Source organism: Pseudodesulfovibrio sp. 5S69 (assembly GCF_037094465.1).
Lineage (GTDB): Bacteria > Desulfobacterota > Desulfovibrionia > Desulfovibrionales > Desulfovibrionaceae > Pseudodesulfovibrio > Pseudodesulfovibrio methanolicus.
The window spans coordinates 959,364-979,105 of the sequence record NZ_CP146609.1 but is presented as its reverse complement, the minus strand read 5'-3'; the positions used below and the strand labels follow the sequence as shown (position 1 = coordinate 979,105).

The 19,742-nt window shown below is 64.5% G+C and carries 18 protein-coding genes; 8 read left to right on the top strand and 10 right to left on the bottom strand.

Annotated features, from left to right (window positions below; genetic code table 11):
- The first annotated feature begins 25 nt into the window (after positions 1-25).
- Positions 26-1,303: a tyrosine--tRNA ligase gene (tyrS, locus tag V8V93_RS04630; RefSeq protein WP_338669192.1), complete on the top strand. Its 1,278-nt coding sequence runs from the start codon at positions 26-28 to the stop codon at positions 1,301-1,303.
- 176 nt (positions 1,304-1,479) lie between these two features.
- The gene (locus V8V93_RS04625) at positions 1,480-2,169 is read left to right on the top strand and encodes a queuosine precursor transporter (RefSeq protein ID WP_338669191.1); all 690 of its coding nucleotides are present in this window, start codon (positions 1,480-1,482) and stop codon (positions 2,167-2,169) included.
- Positions 2,170-2,238: 69 nt separating this feature from the next.
- On the opposite strand, the gene V8V93_RS04620 is transcribed toward V8V93_RS04625, so the two are convergent.
- The 4 genes from V8V93_RS04620 to V8V93_RS04605 form a co-directional block, all read right to left on the bottom strand.
- Entirely contained in the window at positions 2,239-2,889 is a 651-nt protein-coding gene (locus V8V93_RS04620; protein WP_338669190.1) for a CatB-related O-acetyltransferase, read from the bottom strand.
- A gap of 113 nt (positions 2,890-3,002) precedes the next feature.
- Positions 3,003-3,713 carry an SPOR domain-containing protein gene (locus V8V93_RS04615; RefSeq protein WP_338669189.1) on the bottom strand — a complete coding sequence of 237 codons (711 nt, stop codon included), beginning with the start codon at positions 3,711-3,713 and terminating at the stop codon, positions 3,003-3,005.
- Between the two features lie 31 nt (positions 3,714-3,744).
- On the bottom strand, positions 3,745-5,388 hold the full coding sequence (gene argS / locus V8V93_RS04610) for an arginine--tRNA ligase (protein WP_338669188.1): 1,644 nt from the start codon (positions 5,386-5,388) through the stop codon (positions 3,745-3,747).
- A gap of 116 nt (positions 5,389-5,504) precedes the next feature.
- The gene (locus V8V93_RS04605) at positions 5,505-6,536 is read right to left on the bottom strand and encodes a DUF2157 domain-containing protein (RefSeq protein ID WP_338669187.1); all 1,032 of its coding nucleotides are present in this window, start codon (positions 6,534-6,536) and stop codon (positions 5,505-5,507) included.
- A 121-nt stretch (positions 6,537-6,657) separates the two neighbouring features.
- On the opposite strand from V8V93_RS04605, the gene V8V93_RS04600 reads away from it, so the two are divergent.
- Together V8V93_RS04600 and V8V93_RS04595 are read left to right on the top strand one after the other, a co-directional pair.
- Positions 6,658-7,497 (top strand): AraC family transcriptional regulator, encoded by an 840-nt coding sequence (locus V8V93_RS04600; RefSeq protein WP_338669186.1) that lies wholly within the window; start codon positions 6,658-6,660, stop codon positions 7,495-7,497.
- Positions 7,498-7,521: 24 nt separating this feature from the next.
- A complete protein-coding gene (locus V8V93_RS04595) occupies positions 7,522-8,406 on the top strand; it encodes a DMT family transporter (RefSeq protein WP_338669185.1) in 885 nt (294 codons plus the stop codon).
- Between the two features lie 342 nt (positions 8,407-8,748).
- Here the strand turns inward: V8V93_RS04595 and V8V93_RS04590 are convergent, their stop codons facing one another.
- The 4 genes from V8V93_RS04590 to V8V93_RS04575 form a co-directional block, all read right to left on the bottom strand.
- Positions 8,749-10,212 carry a tetratricopeptide repeat protein gene (locus V8V93_RS04590; protein WP_338669184.1) on the bottom strand — a complete coding sequence of 488 codons (1,464 nt, stop codon included), beginning with the start codon at positions 10,210-10,212 and terminating at the stop codon, positions 8,749-8,751.
- A 152-nt stretch (positions 10,213-10,364) separates the two neighbouring features.
- Positions 10,365-11,699, bottom strand: coding sequence for a tetratricopeptide repeat protein (locus V8V93_RS04585; protein WP_338669183.1), 1,335 nt, complete (start codon positions 11,697-11,699; stop codon positions 10,365-10,367).
- 125 nt (positions 11,700-11,824) lie between these two features.
- The gene (locus V8V93_RS04580) at positions 11,825-12,577 is read right to left on the bottom strand and encodes an MBL fold metallo-hydrolase (protein ID WP_338669182.1); all 753 of its coding nucleotides are present in this window, start codon (positions 12,575-12,577) and stop codon (positions 11,825-11,827) included.
- Positions 12,578-12,654: 77 nt separating this feature from the next.
- A complete protein-coding gene (locus V8V93_RS04575; RefSeq protein ID WP_338669181.1) occupies positions 12,655-12,906 on the bottom strand; it encodes a hypothetical protein in 252 nt (83 codons plus the stop codon).
- 160 nt (positions 12,907-13,066) lie between these two features.
- Between V8V93_RS04575 and V8V93_RS04570 the strand changes: the two genes are divergently transcribed.
- The gene (locus tag V8V93_RS04570) at positions 13,067-13,411 is read left to right on the top strand and encodes a hypothetical protein (RefSeq protein ID WP_338669180.1); all 345 of its coding nucleotides are present in this window, start codon (positions 13,067-13,069) and stop codon (positions 13,409-13,411) included.
- 86 nt (positions 13,412-13,497) lie between these two features.
- Positions 13,498-14,349: a diaminopimelate epimerase gene (dapF, locus tag V8V93_RS04565; RefSeq protein WP_338669179.1), complete on the top strand. Its 852-nt coding sequence runs from the start codon at positions 13,498-13,500 to the stop codon at positions 14,347-14,349.
- Between the two features lie 489 nt (positions 14,350-14,838).
- Here dapF and V8V93_RS04560 read toward each other — a convergent pair whose 3' ends face one another.
- Positions 14,839-16,353 (bottom strand): catalase, encoded by a 1,515-nt coding sequence (locus V8V93_RS04560; protein WP_338669178.1) that lies wholly within the window; start codon positions 16,351-16,353, stop codon positions 14,839-14,841.
- A 289-nt stretch (positions 16,354-16,642) separates the two neighbouring features.
- Between V8V93_RS04560 and V8V93_RS04555 the strand changes: the two genes are divergently transcribed.
- Both V8V93_RS04555 and V8V93_RS04550 read left to right on the top strand, forming a co-directional pair.
- On the top strand, positions 16,643-17,272 hold the full coding sequence (locus tag V8V93_RS04555) for a TetR/AcrR family transcriptional regulator (RefSeq protein ID WP_338669177.1): 630 nt from the start codon (positions 16,643-16,645) through the stop codon (positions 17,270-17,272).
- 2 nt (positions 17,273-17,274) lie between these two features.
- Complete coding sequence (locus tag V8V93_RS04550; RefSeq protein WP_338669176.1) at positions 17,275-17,595, top strand: hypothetical protein; 321 nt, start codon at positions 17,275-17,277, stop codon at positions 17,593-17,595.
- A gap of 108 nt (positions 17,596-17,703) precedes the next feature.
- On the opposite strand, the gene acs is transcribed toward V8V93_RS04550, so the two are convergent.
- Positions 17,704-19,689, bottom strand: coding sequence for an acetate--CoA ligase (acs, locus tag V8V93_RS04545; RefSeq protein ID WP_338669175.1), 1,986 nt, complete (start codon positions 19,687-19,689; stop codon positions 17,704-17,706).
- Between the last annotated feature and the right edge of the window lie 53 nt (positions 19,690-19,742).

The window sequence follows — 19,742 nt, the reverse complement described above, 5'->3', positions numbered from 1 at the left end:
CAAACCCACATAAACGAGGAAGAAAGTGAATATCTTTGATGAGTTGAAATGGCGGGGGCTGATCAATCAGGTTTCTGACGAAGACAAGGTGCGCGCGTACCTGTCCGAGCCGGGGGCCACCATGTATTGCGGCTTCGATCCCACCGCCGAGTCCCTGCACGTGGGCAACCTCGTTCCCCTGCTCTGCCTGGTGCGCATGAGAAAGGCGGGCCACAATCCCCTGTACCTCATGGGCGGGGCCACCGGCCGCATCGGCGACCCGTCGGGCAAGGACAAGGAACGCGAATTGTCCGACGCCGAGAAGCTCGACGAGCGCCTGGAACTCATCAAGCACCAGGTCCGCCGCTTTGTCGAGCGCAACACCGGCGAGCGCCCGAACATCGTCAACAACTACGACTGGACCAAGGACATGACCTGCATCGAGCTGTTGCGCGACGTGGGCAAGCACTTCACGGTCAACTGGATGCTCCAGAAGGAATCGGTCAAGGGCCGCATCGGCCGTGAGGAGACCGGCATCTCCTACACCGAATTCTCCTACATGATCCTGCAGAGCTACGACTTTTATCATCTGTACAAGAACTACGACTGCCGGTTGCAGATCGGCGGCGGCGACCAGTGGGGCAACATCACCGCGGGCTGCGAGTTCATCCGCCGCCGCTACGCGGTGGACGGCGAATCCGCCGAGGCCTTTGCCCTGACCTTCCCGCTGATCACCACGGCCAGCGGCAAGAAGTTCGGCAAGTCCGAGGGCAACGCCGTGTACCTGAACGCGGACCTGACCTCGCCCTACGCCTTCTACCAGTTCTTCATCAACACCGACGACGCGGACGTGATCAAGTTCCTCAAGCTGTTCACCTTCCTCACCCCCGAGCAGATCGCCGAACTGGAGAAGCAGACCGAGGAGGCCCCGCACCTGCGCGCCGCCCAGAAGCGCCTGGCCGAAGAGGTCACCACCATGATCCACGGCAAGCACGAGCTGGAGCGCGTCCTGGCCGCCACCGAGGCCCTGTTCGGCAAGGGCGACCTCAAGGCCATCGACCCGGCCACCCTGCGCTCGGCCCTGGAATCCGCCCCGGCCATGCGCTACGCCCCCGGCGACGTGCCCGACCTGCCCCAGATGCTCGTGGACCTCGGCCTGGTCAAGTCCAAGGGCCAGGCCCGCAAGGACATCCAGGGCGGCGGCGTGTACATCAACGGCGAGCGCGTGGAAGGCGACGAGATCGTGGACACCCACTTCATCGCCGGAGAGTTGCTCGTCATCCGCAAGGGCAAGAAGAACTACGGGCTGATCACCAGGGGCTAACCTCCCTTCTGACCACATGAAAGATTGCTAAAGGGCGCGGCTTGCTAAGCAAGCCGCGCCCTTCTCCTTTTCCCTGGAGCGACTCGGGCGGCGCAGCCACCCGACAGCGGCTCTCTCCCAAGCCGCTCCCCACCAAAAACTTGACCTCCCCAAAAAATGGGGGCAAGTCTCCCCACATGAACGAGACACTATGGATTCTATTCGCGTTGGTGGACCTGTGCATGGTCCTGGTGGTGTACCGGCTGTTCGGCAAGGTCGGGTTGTTCGGGCTGATGGTCTTCAACCTGCTCCTGTGTAACATCCAGGTGCTCAAGACCGTGCAGCTCTTCGGGCTGACCACCACGTTGGGGAACGTGCTCTATGCCAGCGTGTTCCTGGCCACCGACCTGTTGAGTGAATTTTACGGCAAGAAGGAGGCGCGCAAGGGCGTGCTGCTGGGGTTCGTGACCTTGGTCATGATGGTCGCGTACATGCAGATCGCGCTGTTGTTCCAGCCCGCGGCCGATGACTTCGCCCAGCCGCACCTGGAGGTCCTGTTCGGGTTCATGCCGCGCGTGGCCCTGGCCTCCATGGCCGCCTACCTGGTCTCCCAGTTGCACGACGTCTGGGCCTTCCACGCCATCCGCGCCCGCACGGGCGAGAAGCACCTGTGGCTGCGCAACAACGCCTCGACCATGGTCAGCCAACTGCTCGACTCGCTGATCTTCTGCGTCATCGCCTTCTGGGGCGTATTCCCGGTGAACGTGTTCCTGGAAATTCTGCTGTCCACCTATCTCATCAAGTTCGTGGTGGCCGCCCTGGACACCCCGTTCATCTACCTGGCCAAGCGCATGTTCCACAAGGAACAGACCGCCCAGTCCGCGTAGAACGCCGTATCCATACCTTGGAATGACAAAGGCCGCCGGGATCGTCCCGACGGCCTTTTCTTGTTGCCCTCAGCCCTCCAAAGCGGCCAGGTCCACGCCGGAGATGGCGTCGCGCTTCGCCATGATCTTGTCGAGCGGCCAGTCCCACCAGCGGAGGGCCAGCAGCCGGTCCACGGTCTGTTGGTCGAACCGCTTGCGGACCTCGCAGGCCGGGTTGCCCGCGACCACGGTGTAGGGTGCCACATCACGGGTGACCACGGCCCGGGCGCCGATGATCGCGCCGTCGCCGATGGTCACGCCCGGCATGACCACGGCCTCCATGCCGAGCCAGACGTCGTTGCCGATGACCGTGTCGCCCTTGCGGCCCGGCTGGTTGAAAAGTGCCTTGACCTCGTCGAACCCGGTCTCCGGGGTCATGGTGAAGTTCCAGAACGGATAGGTGGAAAATCCGTGGGTCGCGTGGTTGGCCGAGCTGGTGACGAAGACCGCGCCATGGGCGATCTGGACGAACCGGCCGATGACGAGCCGCTCCGGGCTGAGCGGGAAGAGGTACGGGGCGATGGCCGCCGCGTAGTCCTCCACCGGGTTGAAGTTGGAATAATAGCTGAAGTCGCCGATCTCCATGCGCGGATGGTCGATGACCTGGTTCAGGTTGACCACGGTCTTGACCACCGTGCCGTCCGGCAGGACCATGGGGTGTTGTGTCTTGGGGTCCAGCATGTCGGGCTCCTTCTGCGGGCCTGCCCCGTGGGGGCCGTCCCGGTTGCGTTCCGGTAAAAAAAGGGCTGTCCGGATCACCGCACAGCCCTTTCTCGAATATGTCGTCCCGCCGGTCAGTTCGCGGCGGTCTTCTTCTTGAGCAACGGTTTGCCGATGCCGAACCTGGCCAGCACCGCCTTCATCTCCGCCGTGGAGGCGGGTGTGCCGTGGTGCAGGACCTGGACGCGGTGCCAGGTGGAGCCCTTGGCCTCGCCGGACTGGACCTTGGCGTTCAGGCCCGCTGCGGCCAGCTTGTCGCGCAAGGCGCCGGCCATGTCCGCCTTGCGGAACGAGGCCACCTGGTAGACGTAGTCATAGACCGCCTCGCCGGGCTGGGCCGGGGCCGTCCTGGGCTGGGCCACGGCGGCGGGCTCCGGCTTGGGCTCGGCCTTGACCACGGGCTTGGGCTCGGGTTTCGGCGCGGGCTTGGGCTCGGGTTTGGCTGCGGGCGCTTCCGGGGTGTCGAGCATCTGCTGGGGCGAGGCCTTGAGGCGGTCCTGGTAGTCCAGTTCCTCCAGGGTCAGGACCTTGGGCGGCTTGGCCTCCTCGGCCAACCGGCCGTGCTCGCTGCCGGGCATGATCTCCTTGAGCGGCGCCACGTCGGCCTCGGGCCGGTAGCCGCGCCCGATGAGGATGCCCATGACGAAGAAGAAGGTCAGCGCCAGGACGCCCACCCCCGTGAGGCTGATCATGCCGGACAGGGACAGGGAGAAGTCGTACTTCTTCCTGGCCGCGTTGAGCTTGGGCACCTTGACCTTGTATTTCGGTTCCAGATTATCCGCCATATTCCTCGTCCGCTTTGGGGTTGGCCGGGCCTTACATGGACTCCGGGGCGTTCACGCCCAGCAGGCCGAGGCCGCCCGCGACCACACCGGCCACGCAGTCGAGCAGCATGAGCCGGGCCGACGCCACCGCGGGCTCGGCGCTGAGCACATGGCAATTGGTATAGTACCTGTGGAGCGTTGAGGCAAGCTCCTGCAAATACATGGAGATCAGATGGGGGCTCTGGGCCTTGGCCGCGGCCTCCACATAGTCAGGGTACTGGTCCAGGAGCTTGAGCATCTCCAGGTCCCACTCGGTGTCGAGCAGGGCCAGGGACTCCGGGCCGACAACGGCGGCCTTGACGCTCGCCTCCTCGGCCTTGCGGTCCAGAGAGCGGATGCGCGCGTGGGCGTACTGTACGTAATAGACCGGGTTGTCCATGGACTTCTGCTTGACCAGCTCCAGGTCGAAATCGAGCTTGGAGTCGGACTTGCGCGACAGGAACATGAACCGGGCCGCGTCGGAACCGACCTCGTCGACCACGTCCTTGAGGGTCTCGAACTGGCCCGCGCGGGTACTCATGGCGATGGGCTGGCCGTCGCGCAGCAGGTTGACCAGGTTGACCAGGATGACGGACAGGCCGCCCGGCTTGCCGAGCGCCTCGCAGGCCGCCATCATGCGCGGCACGTAGCCGTGATGGTCCGCACCCCAGATGTCGATGACCAGGTCGAAACCGCGCTTGAACTTGTTGTCGTGGTAGGCGATGTCGGACGCGAAATAGGTGGTGTCGCCGTTGCTCTTGCGCAGTACGCGGTCCTTGTCGTCGCCGAGTTCGGTGGACTTGAACCAGAAGGCGCCGTCCGCGGCGTAGCCCATGCCGGACGCGATCAGGTCGGCGAAGGTCTCGTCCACCTTGCCGTCGTCCACCAGGGACTTTTCCGAGAACCAGACGTCGTGGCGCACGTGGAAGGCGGCCAGGTCGTCCTTGATGCCCTGCAGGATGATGTCCTTGCCGTAGACCTTGCAGACCTCCACGGCCTCGGCCTCGGGCAGGTCGAGCAGGTCGGGCCGCGCGGCCATGAGGTCGCGGGCGATGTCGGTGATATACTCGCCCTTGTAGTAGTCCTCGGGCTCGGAGGGCTCAAGCCCGGCGACCTGGCGGGCGCGGTACAGGATGGAGCCGCCCAGGATGAGCATCTGGCGGCCCGCGTCGTTGATGTAGTACTCGGCCTCGACGTCGTACCCGGCCTTTTCCAGGATGCGGGTCAGGGAGTCGCCCAGCGCCGCACCGCGGCCGTGGCCGATGTGCAGCGGACCGGTGGGGTTGGCGGACACGTACTCCACCTGCACCTTGGTGCCGTTGCCCATGGTCGAGGAGCCGTAGGCCGCGCCCTGGTCCAGGATCACGCCCACGGTCTCGCGCCAGAAGGCGGGCGCAAAGGTGAAATTCAAAAAGCCGGGCCCGGCGATTTCGATCTTCTCGATGAGCGGGTCGCCTTCAAGCGCGCCCTTGATGTCCTCGGCCACCGCGCGCGGGGCCTTCTTGGCCTCCTTGGCCAGCATCATGGCCACGTTGGCCGACATGTCGCCGAAGGAACTGTCCTTGGGCGGCTCGATGACCGCCTTGTCCGGCCACGGCCAGCCAAGCCCTTCGAGCGCCTGTTTCAGCGCCCCTTCCAAATGTATTTTCGCTCTCATCCGAGTATATCTCCTTAAACAAAGCTCGTGGCGATGCCTCTAGCACGAAACCCGAGGCAATCCAAGTACAGAAGCGGGCCCCCCGGCGGCCGAAAAACGCGGGCCGAGGGCGATCGTTAGCGGTATCGGGGGAGCGTTCGTCGGATGGCGGCCGGGAGCAGGCCAAGCGCCTTCTCCTCGATGGCTTCCCGGCGCTTGTGGTACTGAAGCCCGGCCAGGATGATCAGCAGGCCCAGGCCGCTCAGGGCAAAGGAAAAGGACAGGGTGTCGTCGAACACGTCCGCTGCGAGGTGCCCGAGGTAGATGGATACCCCGAGAGCCCCGAAGACGATGAACACCCGCCGCTGCAAGACCACGGACACGCCCATGAGCAGCAGGTTGACGCAGCAGTAGACGAACTTGCCCATCTCCGAATCGCTGTCCAGGCTCGTCAGCCCGCCCCAGAAGGCCAGCATGCCGAACAGGTACAGCCAGAAGGCGAAGTCCTGCCGCGTGCGGCGGTCGACCAGGTAGCCGGCCACGAGCATGGCCAATCCGAACCACAGGGAGACGATCTTGCGCTGGTCCCAGGTGAAGTCCGGGCCGTAGAGCACGGCCGTCAGGTCCATGGACATAAACCACAGGGAAAACGCGATGGGCAGGGTGATGAACGGAAACCGGAACCGGCGCAAAACCAGCACGCCCACGGCCACGGTGGCGATCTCCATGAAAAACCAGCCGCGCCTGATCCAGTGGTAAAAATCCAGGTACATGCCGGGGTCACCCCACATCCACCCGCCATACAGCTCATGGATGCCGTATACGGTCAGCGGGGTCATGCAGACCGCCGCCGTGACCAGGATGCCGCCGGGGACGCGCTGCCCCTTGCCGTTCCACAACCAGTTGCCGATGGCCAGGAAGGCCAGCCCGTAGCCCGCGCCCACGCCGAGATGGCCCAGGCCGCCGAGCCGCTGCCAGGCGTCGGTGACGAAGATGGTCATGGCCCCGATGACGATGAGCCCGCCGAGGTAGTACAGCACATTGGCCATGGTGAAGGCCGGAGCGCCTGCGCGCCCGCCCTCCAGGAAGGCCACCAGGGCGTCGCGCGTCTCCCGCGCGATGACGCCCGCCCGCACCGCCCCGTCCAGGTCCTTTTGCGTGAATTTCATCGGTTCTCCCGGTTTCCTCCGTCCTAGCCGGGAATATCCTCGAAGGTCAACACGTTGGCCGATATTGGCCCGCCTCACCCGGCCATTTGCCATTCTCCCACGGCTGGGCCATGATCGGCCCATGGCCCGCTCCCCGTCCAAGGAAACCGCGTACGTCTCGACCCTGCCCTTCTGGGGCGGGGTCGAGTTGCTGCGCGCCCGCTTCGTGACCCAGCGCTTCTCCCGGCACTTCCACGAGGGGTTCGCCGTGGGTTGCATCGAGGACGGGGCCATGCGCTTTGCCTATCGCGGCGAATCCGTGGTGGCCGCGCGCGGGCAGGTCAACCTGGTGGTCCCGGGCGAGCCCCACGACGGCCACGGCGCGGAAGCGTCCGGCTGGGCCTACCGCATGTTCTACCTCACGCCCGAGGCGCTCATGACCGCCGCCCGCGAGCTCATGCCCCGCCCGAACCTGCCCCACTTCCGCGCGGGCGTGCTGGACGACCCGGACCTGGCCGCGATGATCGACCGCACCCACCGGCGGCTGGCGCGGCCCGAAACCTCGCTCATGGAAAAGGAGACGCGCCTGCTCCGTCTGCTTGAAGCCTGGATCAGGCGGCACGCGGACGAACCCGGAAACGAGCCCCGCACCGGACGCGAACATCGGGCCGTGAGCCGGGCCCGCGAAATCATCGCGGACCGCTTCGCCGAGGACGTGCCCCTGTCCGAGCTGGCCCGCGAGGCCGGACTGTCCCCCTTCCACCTGGTACGCGTGTTCGAGAACCAGCTCGGCATCACGCCCCACGCCTACTTGACCCAGACTCGGGTCGAGCGCGCACGCCGTCGGCTGGCCGGGGACGGACGCGTGGCCGACATCGCCATGGACTGCGGGTTCGCGGACCAGGCGCACCTGACCCGGCTGTTCAAGCGCCAGACCGGAGTGACGCCCGGCAAATACCGCAAGATGCTTCAAAACGGGTGACCCCCTTTCGGGCATGCTCCGGTCATGTCCGAAAAACACTACGCCTATCTCAACCTTTCCCTGGCCATGATCCTGGTCGGCAGCTCCGTGGTGGCCGGCAAGATCATGGTCGACGAACTGCCCGTGTTCCTGGCCTCGGCCCTGCGTTTCGCCCTGGCCCTGGTCATCCTCCTGCCCGTCGTCCGGCTGCGCGAAGGCGGCCTGCCGCGCCTGTCCGGCCGGACCTGGGCCAAGCTGGCCGTCCAGTCCCTGTGCGGCTCGTTCCTGTTCACGGTCTTCCTGCTCTACGGCCTGACCCGGACCGGCCCGTCCTCGGCGGGCATCATTACCTCGACCACCCCGGCCTGCATGGGGCTCATCGCCTGGCTCTTCCTCAAGGACCGTCCGTCGCGCAAGGTTTTGGCCGGCATCCTCCTGTCCATGGCGGGCGTACTGGTCATCAACCTGGTCCAGGCCGCCCCGCACGGCGCGCCCGCCGGCGCGAATCCGGTCCTCGGCAACCTGCTCGTCCTGGCCGCCGTGCTCTTCGAATCCCTGTTCCTGCTCATCCGCAAGACCGTTCCCGAACCGCTCTCCCCTCTGGCCGTGGCCACGATCATTTCCCTGTTCGGCCTGCTCTGGTTCCTGCCCATGGGCGTGTACGAGGCCATCCACACCGACCTTGCCGCCATCTCCGCGACCGGGTGGCTCGTGGTCTTCTATTACGGCGCGTTCGTCACCGTACTCGCCTACCTCTTCTGGTTCGCGGGCATCACCAGGGTCCCGCCGTCCACTGCGGGCGTGTTCACCGCCATCATGCCCGTGGCCGCCCTGGCCCTGTCCGCCCTCGTCCTCCACGAACCCATCGGCTGGCAACAACTCACCGGCTGCGCCTGCGTATTGGGCGGCATCGTGCTGATATCGAGATAGGAGAAGAATGCCTCCGGACTCCCCTTCCAAACTTTTTGTGTGCCTTCGGCAGGGGCGTGCGGGGGCGTAGAGTTGTGCCGCTCCTCGGGGGAGACGAGTGTAGCTTGATAAAACGTGTCCCTAAGGGTTCGCGGCGTTTTCCTACAATGAAAGAACAGACAAACCCTTGCTCTCGCGCCATCCGCGCAGCGGCACAAAAAGTTTAGGAGGGAAGAGGGATGGAGGTCCGGGAAGGGAGAGGGAACCCTTTCTCAAAGGGTTCCCTCTCCCTTCCCCGCCGATCGCTGCTGTCCTCATCCGTAAGGCTCGAAGACTCGCCAACGGCTGGAGGCCCGGAGGCGCTCACAGTTCCAGATTGGTGAACGGCTTGCGCTTCTTTTTTTTCTTTTTCTTGGGTGGTTCGGGCAGGTCGTCGAGGTTGAGGGCCTGCTCGTCCTTGGGGTGATGGCGGCGGGCGGGCTCGGGTTGGGACCGGGCCAGGCGGCGGGCCTGGGCGAGCTTGGCGTGGGCCAGGTCGTTTTCCGGGTCCAGGGCCAGGACGTGTTCGAAGAACGGGGCCGCGTCGTCGGGGTAGCGCAGGTCGAGGTAGAGGGAGCCGATGTTCAGAGCCGCGCCCACGCTGCCGGAGTAGAAATTCGGGTCGATGGCGAGCGCTTTTTCGAAACAGTCCAGGGCGGTCATGCGCTCGTTCCCCTCCCAGTGGGCCAGCCCCATGTTGTAGTGGATGACCGCGTCCTCGGGGGTGATCTTCAGGGCCTTCTTGTAGACCTCCACGGCTTCGGCCCAGCGGCCCTCGCCGCGCAGGATGATGCCCAGCCGATTGAAGTGGACCAGGTCGTCGCGGCCGAGCACGCGCTTGGTGTCGATGACCCGGTTCAGGTATTTGACCGCCAGGTCCGGAGCCACGCCGGACACGGCGTCCACGATGCGTTCGGTCAGGTCCCCGACCATGGACCGGGTCTCGCGCTCGGCGGCCTGCACGCTCTGGTCCAGGTACCGTTCGGCCTGGGCGTGTTCGCCCTGGCGCAGGTGCTGCTCGGCGATGTCGATCTTGCGCTCCGGGTTGAGCGGCGAGATGGCGTCGAGCTCCTTGAGGTAGGCCAGGGCGCGTTCGTCCTCCATGTCGCGGAAGGCCTCGGCCAGCTTGACCAGCGGGGCCATGAAGATGGGGTTGGCCTCGTGGGCGGCCATGTAGGCCTGGACCGCCGAGTCCACCCGGCCGACGCCCATGAGCGCGTCGCCGCGCATGGCCAGGCCGCGCGCCGAGTCTGGCCGGATCATCAGGATGCGGTCCGAGGCGTTCAGGGCGGCCGTGTAGTTGTGCGCCTCCAGAAGCTTGCGGCAGTGCTCCATCTGGCGGCGCAGTTCCATGGGCGGGGAGATGGCTGCGGCCAGTTCCTCGATGACCTTGTTGGCCGAGGCGGGTTTGACCAGCACACGGGACACGCCCAGCTCGAAGAAGTAGGCCACGGTCTCCTGGGTGGCCTCCCAGGTGAGCACGATCATGCGCGCCTCCGGGCACTCGCGCGACAGCCGGATGATGAAGTCCGTGGACGGGCGGCCGTCGATCATACGCTCGATGAAGACCACGAAGGGGATGTCCTGCTCGCGCAGCTCCACACACTTGTCCACGGCCGCGTCCAGGGAGGTGAACGGCAACAGCGCGTCGCCGCGCAGGCCGATGACCCTTGAGACCATGTTGCGCAGGGCGCGGGTGAACCCGTAGTCGTCCGAGACGTAGACGATCACGCCCCCGTTCTTTTCGATGAAGTGGCGGACTATGCTGTCGGCGGATTCGGGCGCCATGCGCATCCCCTTTGGCTGCCGGTGGCGAAGCGGTGATCCGCTCCTTGCTCCGACAGTACGTGAAGTGGGGGAAACGGGTCAACCCGGCCGAAAAAAAGGGACCGGACGGAAGCGCCACCGGTCCCCGCTTCGGGCATATGGAAGAAATGCTCTCAGCCCACCGCGTCCTTGAGGGCGGCGAGCTTGCGCGCGGCCATGGGGTTTTCCGGGTTGAGGGCGAGCGCGTTCTCGAAGCAGGGGATGGCGTATTCGTATTCACGCAGGTCGGCGAACAGGGAGCCGAGGTTCATGGAGACCGTTTCGCTGGCCTTGTAGAAATCCGGGTTGTTCTCCATGGCTTTCATGAAGCACTGGCCCGCCCGGCGCTTGTCCCCGCCGTCGTAGTAGGCCATGCCCATGTTGTAGTGCAGCCCCTCGTCCTCCGGGGAGATGCGCAGGGCAGTCGCGTAGTTGTCGATGGCTTCTCGCCACTTGCCCTGGCCGCGCAGGGCGATGCCGAGCTTGTTGAACAGGGAGATGTCGTTTTTATCCAGTCGGCTGCCCTTGGCCTCCAGCACCTTGGTCAGGTACTTCTCGGACATGCCCGGATCGTCGACCACGGCCTCGGAGATGTTCTCGGCCACGGCGCTGATCATGCTCATGGCCTCGCGGGTCACGGTCTCGATGGCCTGGTCGAAGTAGGCCTCGGCCTTGTCCATCTCGCGGCGCTTCACGTGGACCTTGCCGATCTCGGTCTTGCGCTGGGCGTTGAGCGGGCTCAAGCGGTCGAGTTTCTTCATGTACTTGAGCATCTCGTTGTCGTCCACGCCCCGGTACGCGTCGACCAGCTTCTTGATGGGTTCCAGGTAGATCTTGGAGCTCTCGTGGGCCCGGTGGTAGCTCTCCAGGGCCTTGTCCAGCTCGTTCTGGGCCATGTGCACGTCGCCCTTGAGCATCAGCCCCGCCGGGCTCTCCGGCTTGATCGCCAGGACCTTCTGGGCGATCTTCATGGCCTCCATGAACTTGCCCGCGGCCAGGCTCCGCTTGCCCAGGTGCATATACTCGCTGAGCTTGCCCTGGGGTTTGACGGTAAAGGCCAGCTTCTCGATGATGTTGTTCATGGACGCGGGCTTGGAGATGACGTTGGACACGCCGATCTCGTAGAAATAGGCGATGTTCTCGCGCTTGGTCTCGCCCACCAGGACGATGATCTTCAGTTCGGGCAAAAGCCGCTTGAGGGTCAGGATGGTGTCCGTGCTGGTGTTGCCGCCGATCATCCGCTCGATGAAGACGATGAACTCCAGCCCGGCCTTGTGCATGGCCTGGACCCTTTTCAGTCCGGCGTGGACGGTCTCGGCCACGGACAGGCAGTCCCGCTTGGTGCCGATGATCTTGAATATGGTCGAAGAGAGCATCCGCTTGAAGAGCGGGTCCTCGCTGATCAAGATAATGGAACCATTGGTCTTTTCAAAATAATCGTAGACGATGGAATCGTATTTGCCGGCCATAATCTCCCCTGGTCGCGTCGATCCGCGAGGTCTCCGCGCACCTTGTCACCGCCGGCGCGCAGAGGAGAGCATGGCATGGGCCCCGGCAAAATGGAATGATAATTCCCCGGAGCGGCCGGGCGGGATCAGAGCTCGCGCACGTCGCCCGGCTCGGGCACGAAACCGTGGACCTCGGGCTGTGTCTCGACGGCCATGCGGATCATGTCCATCATCGAGTGCCGGATGGTCCGCTTCATGTGCACCAGGGCGCACGCCTTGGCCCCGGACTTGCGGGCCATGTCCAGGGAGGTACCCACGTCGCCGTGGCCCAGGGTGATCTCGTCCAGGGTGAAGGCCTCGTGGACCACCAGGTCGCAGCCTTCGGCCAGGTCCACGGTGGCGTCCGTGGGCTTGCCGTCCCCCGAGTAGTACAGGGACCGGCCCCCGGCATCCAGGCGGATGGCCAGGCAGGGCATGGAGTGGTCGTTGAGGGCGAAGCGGAAGCGGAACCCGCCGTGCTTGAAGTCCTCGCCGGGCACGCACTCGATGAAGAATATCTCGAACCCGGCCCTGGACAGGGCGTTGGAATAGGCCAGCTCCATGAGCCGATTGACCCTGGACTCGATGCCGTTCGGGCCGAGGATGGTCAGGCGTTTGGTGCGCCCCTCCTCCATGGAGCGGACGATCAGGGCCGGGAGGCCGAAATAGTGGTCCGCATGGAAATGGGAGATGTAGACCGCGTCCAGGTCGAGGGGGTTTTCGGCATGCTCCCACAACCGGCAGGAGACGTTGAAGCCGCAGTCGAGCAGAATGGACGAGCCGCCGGACTCCACCAACAGGGAGGTATTCGGCAAACGTTCGTCAAAGGCCTCGCCCACCCCGACAAAAGTGACGCGCATCGGCTGCTCCGTATTCTGATGTTCCCTCAAGAGGAGACTATCTATCAGAAATGACGCGGGAGTGGAAGGCCGGGGGATCAATCGTCATCACGATTGCGCACGTCCTCCCGCCAGGAGTTGAGCGGCGCGTAGCAGCCCTGCCCGGCGTGCTGGGAACGCTTGACCTGCTCGGCGGTCTCGGGATCGAGCATCAGCCCGCACATGTAGCGGTTCGCCTCCCCGTCCCAGAACAGGTCGGGGCAGCGGCGCATATAGCCGTATCTTCTATGGGATTCCATGCAGGGGTCCTGTAGACAGCACCACCCGCAACCGACGCACGGTTTGGACATGATCGCATTCTCCTGGTCGAGCTGTCCCAGCGATACCGTTACCCTTCGCGAAAAGCAAGAATGCCGGCTTGACAGATCGTTCACTCACATTCATAAACAATCACTGCGAAATTATTATGCTCGAGAAGCCATAGTGCCCTATACCGCCTGTATACAACCCATGGAGACGTACCTGAAGATAAGCGTCTCCGGGACCATGGAGTCCATGGAAGACATGGCCGACTTCGCCGAACTCCTCGACAGGCTGAGCGAAGAGTACGGCCTGTACCGGGCGTTGCTCGACGAGACGCGCCTGCGCAAGCATCTGGACGTCCTCGACGCCTACCGTCTGGCCGAAGCCGACATCTCCACCCGTGCGGCGGCCAAGGGCGTGCGCATGGCCTGCCTGCCCAGCCCGCAGGGTGCGGAATTCGCCCGGAACATGGAGACCATCCTGCACAACCGGTCCGTCAGCTATCGGGTCTTTTCCGACCCGGACGAGGCCGTGGCCTGGCTGACCCGCTGAGCGGTCCCCGGCATCCATACGCAAAAAGAATTGGACCATACCGGCCCGGCGCGTATACCCCTCAAGAAAAATACGAGGATTCTCCCATGAACATATTCACCGACTCCGTGTCCTTCTTCAAGATGCAGGGCTGCGGCAACGACTTCGTGGTCATCGACAACCGTGAACTCGGCGTCCCCGAGACCGCCATGGCCGACTGGGCCAAGGCCGTGTGCGCCCGCGCCTTCGGCGTCTGTGCCGACGGCCTGTTCTTCCTCGAGAACGCCGACGACCCGGCGCTGGCCTACCGCTGGCACTTCTACAACTCCGACGGCTCCAGGGCCGAGATGTGCGGCAACGCCTCGCGCTGCGCCGCCAAGCTCTCCCACGCCATCGGCCTGGCCCCGGCCGAACACGCCTTCGGCACCGACGCCGGGCCCATCCGGGCCAAGGTCCTCCTGGACGGCCCGGACGAAGGCCGCGTCAAGGTCCAGCTCACCCCGCCGCTCAAGACCGAGACCGACATCGCCCTGGATATCGACGGCCGGCCCCTGACCGTGCACTTCACCGACACCGGCGTGCCCCACACCGTGGTCTTCGTGGACGACGTCACCAAGATCGACATCATGGACCTCGGCCCCAAGATCCGCTACCACGCCCACTTCGCGCCCGCCGGGACCAACGTCAACTTCGCCCAGGTCATCGACGAAAACACCATGCTCCTGCGCACCTATGAACGCGGCGTGGAAGCCGAGACCTATGCCTGCGGCACCGGCGCCGCCGCCACCCAGCTCCTGGCCCACACCCTCGGCCTGACCAATGACCACGCCGACCTGACCACCACCGGCAACGAGGTCCTGACCGTGTTCCTCGAAAACGACACCGTCTACCTCCAGGGCGCCGCCGAACTGACCTTCCAGGGCGAACTCTACCTCAAGCCCCTGGGCCTGAGCCTGTAGCCCCGCGCCAGAGACAAATCAAAGTGGCCGCTCCTCTCGGAGCGGCCACTTTTCGCCTCCGGCGGCCGGGGAGGGAGAAAACCCTTTGGAAACGGTCGTTTCCTCCCCTTCCCCGGACCCCCATCCCTCCTTTTCCCAAGCTCTTCGGTGCCGCTTCGCGGAGTATGCGAACGCTGGAACGTGCCTTTCCCCCGTTGTCGGAAAACGCCGCAAAACCCATTTCTCAAGTTCTCCCCAAACGACGGGGCGGCGTTGGCAACCGTCCCGAAGGGTTCGCGCCGGGCGGCCCTCCGAGGCCCATGGACGTCCGGCGCGAACCCTTCGGGACACCGCATAGCCAAGCTACGACCGCCCCCCACGTACAACCAGCCTCCTCCCCGCTTTCGCACGCCCCTGCCGAAGGCACACAAAAAGTTTGGGAAGGTCCAGGGAACCCTTTTCAAAGGGTTCCCTGGTCTCCCCGAAGGGGCCGCCGGAGGCATTCCTCTCCTACTTAACCTGCGTGGCGGCCACCCGTTCTTCCTGGGTCATTCCGGCCAGCCGTTCGACTTCGGCCAGGTCGAGGCCGAGGCCTTGGGCCACGCGGGTGCCGTAGTCCTCGTGGGTCAGGTAGAACAGGGCGCACTGCCTGAGCTGGATGGGCTGGGGCACGGTCTGCATGTTGCCCACGATGTTGCTGACGAGGTTGGCCCGGTCCTGGTCGGTCATGACCACGGAATAGAGGGTGCCGGGCTGGACGAAGTCGTCGTTGGGATAGTTGAACTCATGCCGCTGGCCCACGCCTTCGAGCGGGATGTCGGGTTCATTGGAGACGTTGTCCGGGGCCGGTCCGTTAAAGGAATTGGGCCAGTAGTTGGGGCCGGAACCGCCGTTTGCGTCCACGCGCATGTTGCCGTCGCGCTGGTAGTTGTTCTCGGGCGCATTCTTGGCCTGGTTGACCGGGATGAGGTGGTAGTTGGGCCCGAGCCGGTGCAGGTGGGTGTCGTGGTAGGAGAAGAGCCGTCCCTGGAGCATCTTGTCGGGCGACACGCCGATGCCGGGCACGAGGTTGCTCGGGTTGAATGCGGCCTGTTCCACTTCGGCGAAGTAGTTTTCCGGGTTGCGGTCGAGCACGAGCTTGCCCACGGTGATGGGCGGGACCTCCTTGTGCGGCCAGACCTTGGTGATATCCAGGATGTCCCACTGGAAATCCTCGGCCTGTTCCGGGGTCATGATCTGCATCTCCAGGGTCCAGGACGGGTAGTCCCCGGCCTCGATGGCGTTGAACAGGTCGCGGGTGGCGTGGTCCGGGTCCTTACCCCGCATGGCGTCGGACTCCGGCCCGGTCAGGTTCTTGATCCCCTGGTCGGTCTTGAAGTGGTACTGGACCCAAAAGTATTCGCCCTTGTCGTTGTACCACTTGTAGGTATGGCTGGAGTAGCCGTTCATGTTTCTGAAGGTGGCCGGAGTGCCCCGGTCGGAGAAGAGGATGGTCACCTGGTGCATGGACTCAGGGGTCAGGGACCAGAAGTCCCAGGCCATGGTCGGGCTCTTCAAGTTGGTCAGCGGGTCACGCTTCTGGGTGTGGATGAAGTCCGGGAACTTGAGCGGATCGCGGATGAAGAAGACCGGGGTGTTGTTGCCGGTCATGTCGTAGTTGCCGTCCTCGGTGTAGAACTTGAGCGCGAAGCCGCGCGGGTCGCGCTCGCAGTCCGCACTGCCCTTTTCGCCACCCACGGTGGAGAACCGGGCAAAGACCTCGGTCCTCTTGCCCACTTCGGACAGGAAGGCGGCCTTGGTGTATTGGGTCACGTCGGCAGTGACCTCGAAGTAGCCATGGGCCCCGGCACCCTTGGCGTGCACCACCCGTTCGGGGATGCGTTCACGGTCGAAGTGGGCGAGTTTCTCCAACAGATGCACGTCCTGCATCAAGGCCGGACCGCGCTCCCCGGCGGTTATGGTATTCAGATCGTTGCCAACGGGGCAACCAAAGGCACCGGTCATTTTTTTCGTGTCTTTTGACATAGCCGTCTCCTGTGTTTGCATTCTGTTCGAACCCAATCCCACCCTGCGTCTCCACAGAGTATCGTGCCGAACATAACACAAGAAAATAATAATCGATACCGCTTGTCGTGTAATCTTTCCGGCGATCAGGGTGTACCCTCCAACCCGTTCTCTTGGCGGGATATTTCCCGGACCACAGACTCTCGGGCACCCCCTCCCGCCGCTGGCCTTGACTTCGCGCAAAAGTGAACATAGTGTTCATTTATCAAAAGCGAATTAACAATTCATTTTTCAAGAAGGAGCAAGGCCGATGGCCCAGATTCTCAAGGAGAGCGTCCGGGAACGGATCTCGACCGCCGCCGAGGCGCGCTTCGCCGAACAGGGGTTCGACAACGCGACCATAGACGCGATCGCCCGGGACGCGGGCGTGGCGGCGGGCACGGTGTACAAGTATTTCTCCAACAAACAGGCGTTGTTCTCCTCGATCGTCACGGAAGAATTCGTGGCCGAATTGTCGCGCCTGACCCGGGAGCGGATCGCCGCCTTTGCCCGGCCGGAGGGCATGGAGACCGGTCAGGACACGGCGGCCGGAGCGTCCGGGGAACTGCTCTCCTTCCTGGCCCGAAACCGGCTGAAAGCCGTCATCCTTCTAGGCTGGGGGCAATGGACGAAATACGCGGATTTCGTCCCGGACTATATCCGGGACATGGAAGCACAGGCACTGGCCCAGGCGGGCAGGCAGTTCCCGCAGCTGGAGCAGGCCCGGACCTTCCGTTTCATGGTCCGGCGCATCCTGGAGGAGTCCGTCCGGGGCATGGTGGCCATCCTCCGAGAGTTCGAGGACGAGGCCGACATCCGCCGGGCCTTCGCGGCGGCCGCGCGCTGCCGGATGGCGGGCATCAACGCCCTGGTGGCCTGGGCCCTGGCCGAGGGGGAATAGCCGTGCGCGCGTTCGACATCATGGCCGAGGCCAAAATGCGCCAGTGGGAACAGGACAAGAAGGACGGCAAGATCAAGCCGTCCGGCGGGCCGACCCTCTCCGTGGAGTCCGGCGACTCGCTTGAGAAGCAGCTTTTCGCCGACATAACGCGGCTCATCCGCCGGTCCCGCCAGGAGCCCCTGCAGACCAGCGCGGAAACGCTACGGGAAGCGGAGAAATTGCAGGTGCAGTTATCGGCCCGGCTCGAAAGGACCGGGGCCTGCCACCTCAGCCGGTATGTAGCCGACAGGGTGCGGGCCTTGCGCGAAGGCAGGGACGAATAACCACCCTCCCCCGAACAAAAAGGCCCTCGCAATTGATGCGGGGGCCTTTTCATTACCAAAGTGAGGCTTTCGAGAGTGGTGCGGATGTGCCGCTATCGGAAGCCGACGCTACCCGAGCAGGTCCTTGTTGCCTTCGACCAGATCGGTGACCACGCCCGGATCGGCCAGGGTCGAGGTGTCGCCGAAGTCCGTGGAGCCCTCGACGATCTTGCGCAGCACGCGGCGCATGATCTTGCCCGAGCGGGTCTTGGGCAGTCCGTCCGCGAACTGGATGAACTCCGGGGTGGCGATGGGGCCGATCTCCTTGCGCACCCAGGTCTTGAGGTCCTTGACGATGTCGTCGTCGGGCTCCACGCCGGAACGCAGGGTCACGTAGGCGTAGATGGTCTCGCCCTTGATGTCGTGGGGCATGCCGACCACGGCGGCCTCGGACACGTCGGGGTGGGCCACCAGGGCGGACTCGATCTCGGCCGTGCCCATGCGGTGGCCCGACACGTTGATGACGTCGTCCAGGCGTCCCATGATCCAGAAGTAGCCGTCCTCGTCCACGCGCGCGCCGTCGCCCGCCTCGTAGGCTCCGGGGAACCCGGCGAAATAGGTGGACTTGTAGCGTTCCGGGTTGCCCCAGACGTTGCGCAGCATGCCGGGCCACGGCTTGTCGATGATCAGGTGGCCGCCCTCGTTGGGCTCGGCGCGGGTGCCGTCGCGGCGCACGATCTGGGCCGATACGCCGGGCAGGGGCAGGGTCGCGGAGCCGGGCTTGAGCGGGGTGGCGTAGGGCATGGCCGAGATCATGATACCGCCGGTCTCGGTCTGCCACCAGGTGTCCACGATGGGCAGTTTCCCGTTACCCACGTGGTCGTGGTACCACAGCCACGCCTCGGGGTTGATGGGCTCGCCCACCGAGCCGAGCAGGCGCAGGGAGGAGGTGTCGTAGGTCTTGGTCCACTGCTCGCCCTCGCGCATCAGCGCACGGATGACCGTGGGCGCGGTATAGAAGATGTTGACCTTGAACTTGTCCACGATCTGCCAGAAGCGGTCCGGCTTGGGATAGCTCGGCACGCCCTCGAACATGACCGAGGTGGCCCCGAGCGCCAGCGGGCCGTAGACGATGTAGGAGTGGCCGGTGATCCAGCCCACGTCGGCCGTGCACCAGTACACGTCGTCGTCCTTGACGTCGAAGACGATCTGGGTGGAGTGGGCCGCGTAGGTCAGGTAGCCGCCCGTGGTGTGCAGCACGCCCTTGGGCTTGCCCGTGGAACCGGAGGTGTACAGGATGAACAGCGGGTCCTCGGCCTCCATCTCCTCGTAGCCGCAGTCCGAGGTGATGTCCTCGGCCGTGATCTCGTCGTGCCACCAGGAATCGCGGCCCTCGACCATGTTGACCTCGTTGCCGCCGCGCTTGACCACGATGCACTGCTCCACCGAGGGGCAGTCCTTGAGGGCCTCGTCCGCGTTGGGTTTGAGCGGAATGGTCTTGCCCGCGCGCAGGACCGCGTCGGCCGTGACCAGGACCTTGGCCTCGGCGTCCTCGATGCGCGATTGCAGGGCGATGGACGAGAAGCCCGCGAACACGATGGAGTGCGGCGCGCCCAGCCGGGTGCAGGCCAACATGGCGATGGCCAGTTCCGGGATCATGGGCATGTACAGGGAGACCCTGTCGCCGCGCTTGACGCCCTTCTTCTTCAGTACGTTGGCGAACCGGCAGACCTCGGTATGGAGCATCTGGTAGGTGTAGACCCGGACGTCCTCCTCGGGCTCGCCCTGCCAGATGAGCGCGGCCTTGTTCCGGCGGCCGCCGGTCAGGTGGCGGTCCAGGCAGTTGTAGGCCACGTTGGTCCTGCCGCCCGAAAACCACTTGAACTCCGGCTTGTCGTAGTCCGCCTCCAGCACGGAATCGAAATCGGAAAACCAGTCGATCAGCTCCTTGGCCCGTTCGCCCCAGTACCCTTCCGGGTCCTTCAGAGCCCGATCGTGGGCCGCCCGGTAGGCGTCCATGCTCGGAATCCATGCCTGCTCGGCCATGGCGGCGTCGGGCTGAAATATCTGTCCATCCTTTTGCATGCTTTCGATTTTCTTTTCTTCTTCGGTCATCGAGATGCTCCTGAGCTGATCGTTTCTTCGCCTCGCCCGTGTGGCACGGGCCG

Excerpts from the sequence above, each read along its gene's own strand:
- V8V93_RS04625 (WP_338669191.1), top strand. The coding sequence starts at position 1,480 with ATGAACGAGACACTATGGATTCTATTCGCGTTGGTGGACCTGTGCATG.
- V8V93_RS04620 (WP_338669190.1), bottom strand. The coding sequence starts at position 2,889 with ATGCTGGACCCCAAGACACAACACCCCATGGTCCTGCCGGACGGCACG.
- V8V93_RS04615 (WP_338669189.1), bottom strand. The coding sequence starts at position 3,713 with ATGGCGGATAATCTGGAACCGAAATACAAGGTCAAGGTGCCCAAGCTC.
- argS (WP_338669188.1), bottom strand. The coding sequence starts at position 5,388 with ATGAGAGCGAAAATACATTTGGAAGGGGCGCTGAAACAGGCGCTCGAA.
- V8V93_RS04605 (WP_338669187.1), bottom strand. The coding sequence starts at position 6,536 with ATGAAATTCACGCAAAAGGACCTGGACGGGGCGGTGCGGGCGGGCGTC.
- V8V93_RS04600 (WP_338669186.1), top strand. The coding sequence starts at position 6,658 with ATGGCCCGCTCCCCGTCCAAGGAAACCGCGTACGTCTCGACCCTGCCC.
- V8V93_RS04595 (WP_338669185.1), top strand. The coding sequence starts at position 7,522 with ATGTCCGAAAAACACTACGCCTATCTCAACCTTTCCCTGGCCATGATC.
- V8V93_RS04590 (WP_338669184.1), bottom strand. The coding sequence starts at position 10,212 with ATGGCGCCCGAATCCGCCGACAGCATAGTCCGCCACTTCATCGAAAAG.
- V8V93_RS04585 (WP_338669183.1), bottom strand. The coding sequence starts at position 11,699 with ATGGCCGGCAAATACGATTCCATCGTCTACGATTATTTTGAAAAGACC.
- V8V93_RS04580 (WP_338669182.1), bottom strand. The coding sequence starts at position 12,577 with ATGCGCGTCACTTTTGTCGGGGTGGGCGAGGCCTTTGACGAACGTTTG.
- V8V93_RS04575 (WP_338669181.1), bottom strand. The coding sequence starts at position 12,906 with ATGTCCAAACCGTGCGTCGGTTGCGGGTGGTGCTGTCTACAGGACCCC.
- V8V93_RS04570 (WP_338669180.1), top strand. The coding sequence starts at position 13,067 with ATGGAGACGTACCTGAAGATAAGCGTCTCCGGGACCATGGAGTCCATG.
- dapF (WP_338669179.1), top strand. The coding sequence starts at position 13,498 with ATGAACATATTCACCGACTCCGTGTCCTTCTTCAAGATGCAGGGCTGC.
- V8V93_RS04560 (WP_338669178.1), bottom strand. The coding sequence starts at position 16,353 with ATGTCAAAAGACACGAAAAAAATGACCGGTGCCTTTGGTTGCCCCGTT.
- V8V93_RS04555 (WP_338669177.1), top strand. The coding sequence starts at position 16,643 with ATGGCCCAGATTCTCAAGGAGAGCGTCCGGGAACGGATCTCGACCGCC.
- acs (WP_338669175.1), bottom strand. The coding sequence starts at position 19,689 with ATGACCGAAGAAGAAAAGAAAATCGAAAGCATGCAAAAGGATGGACAG.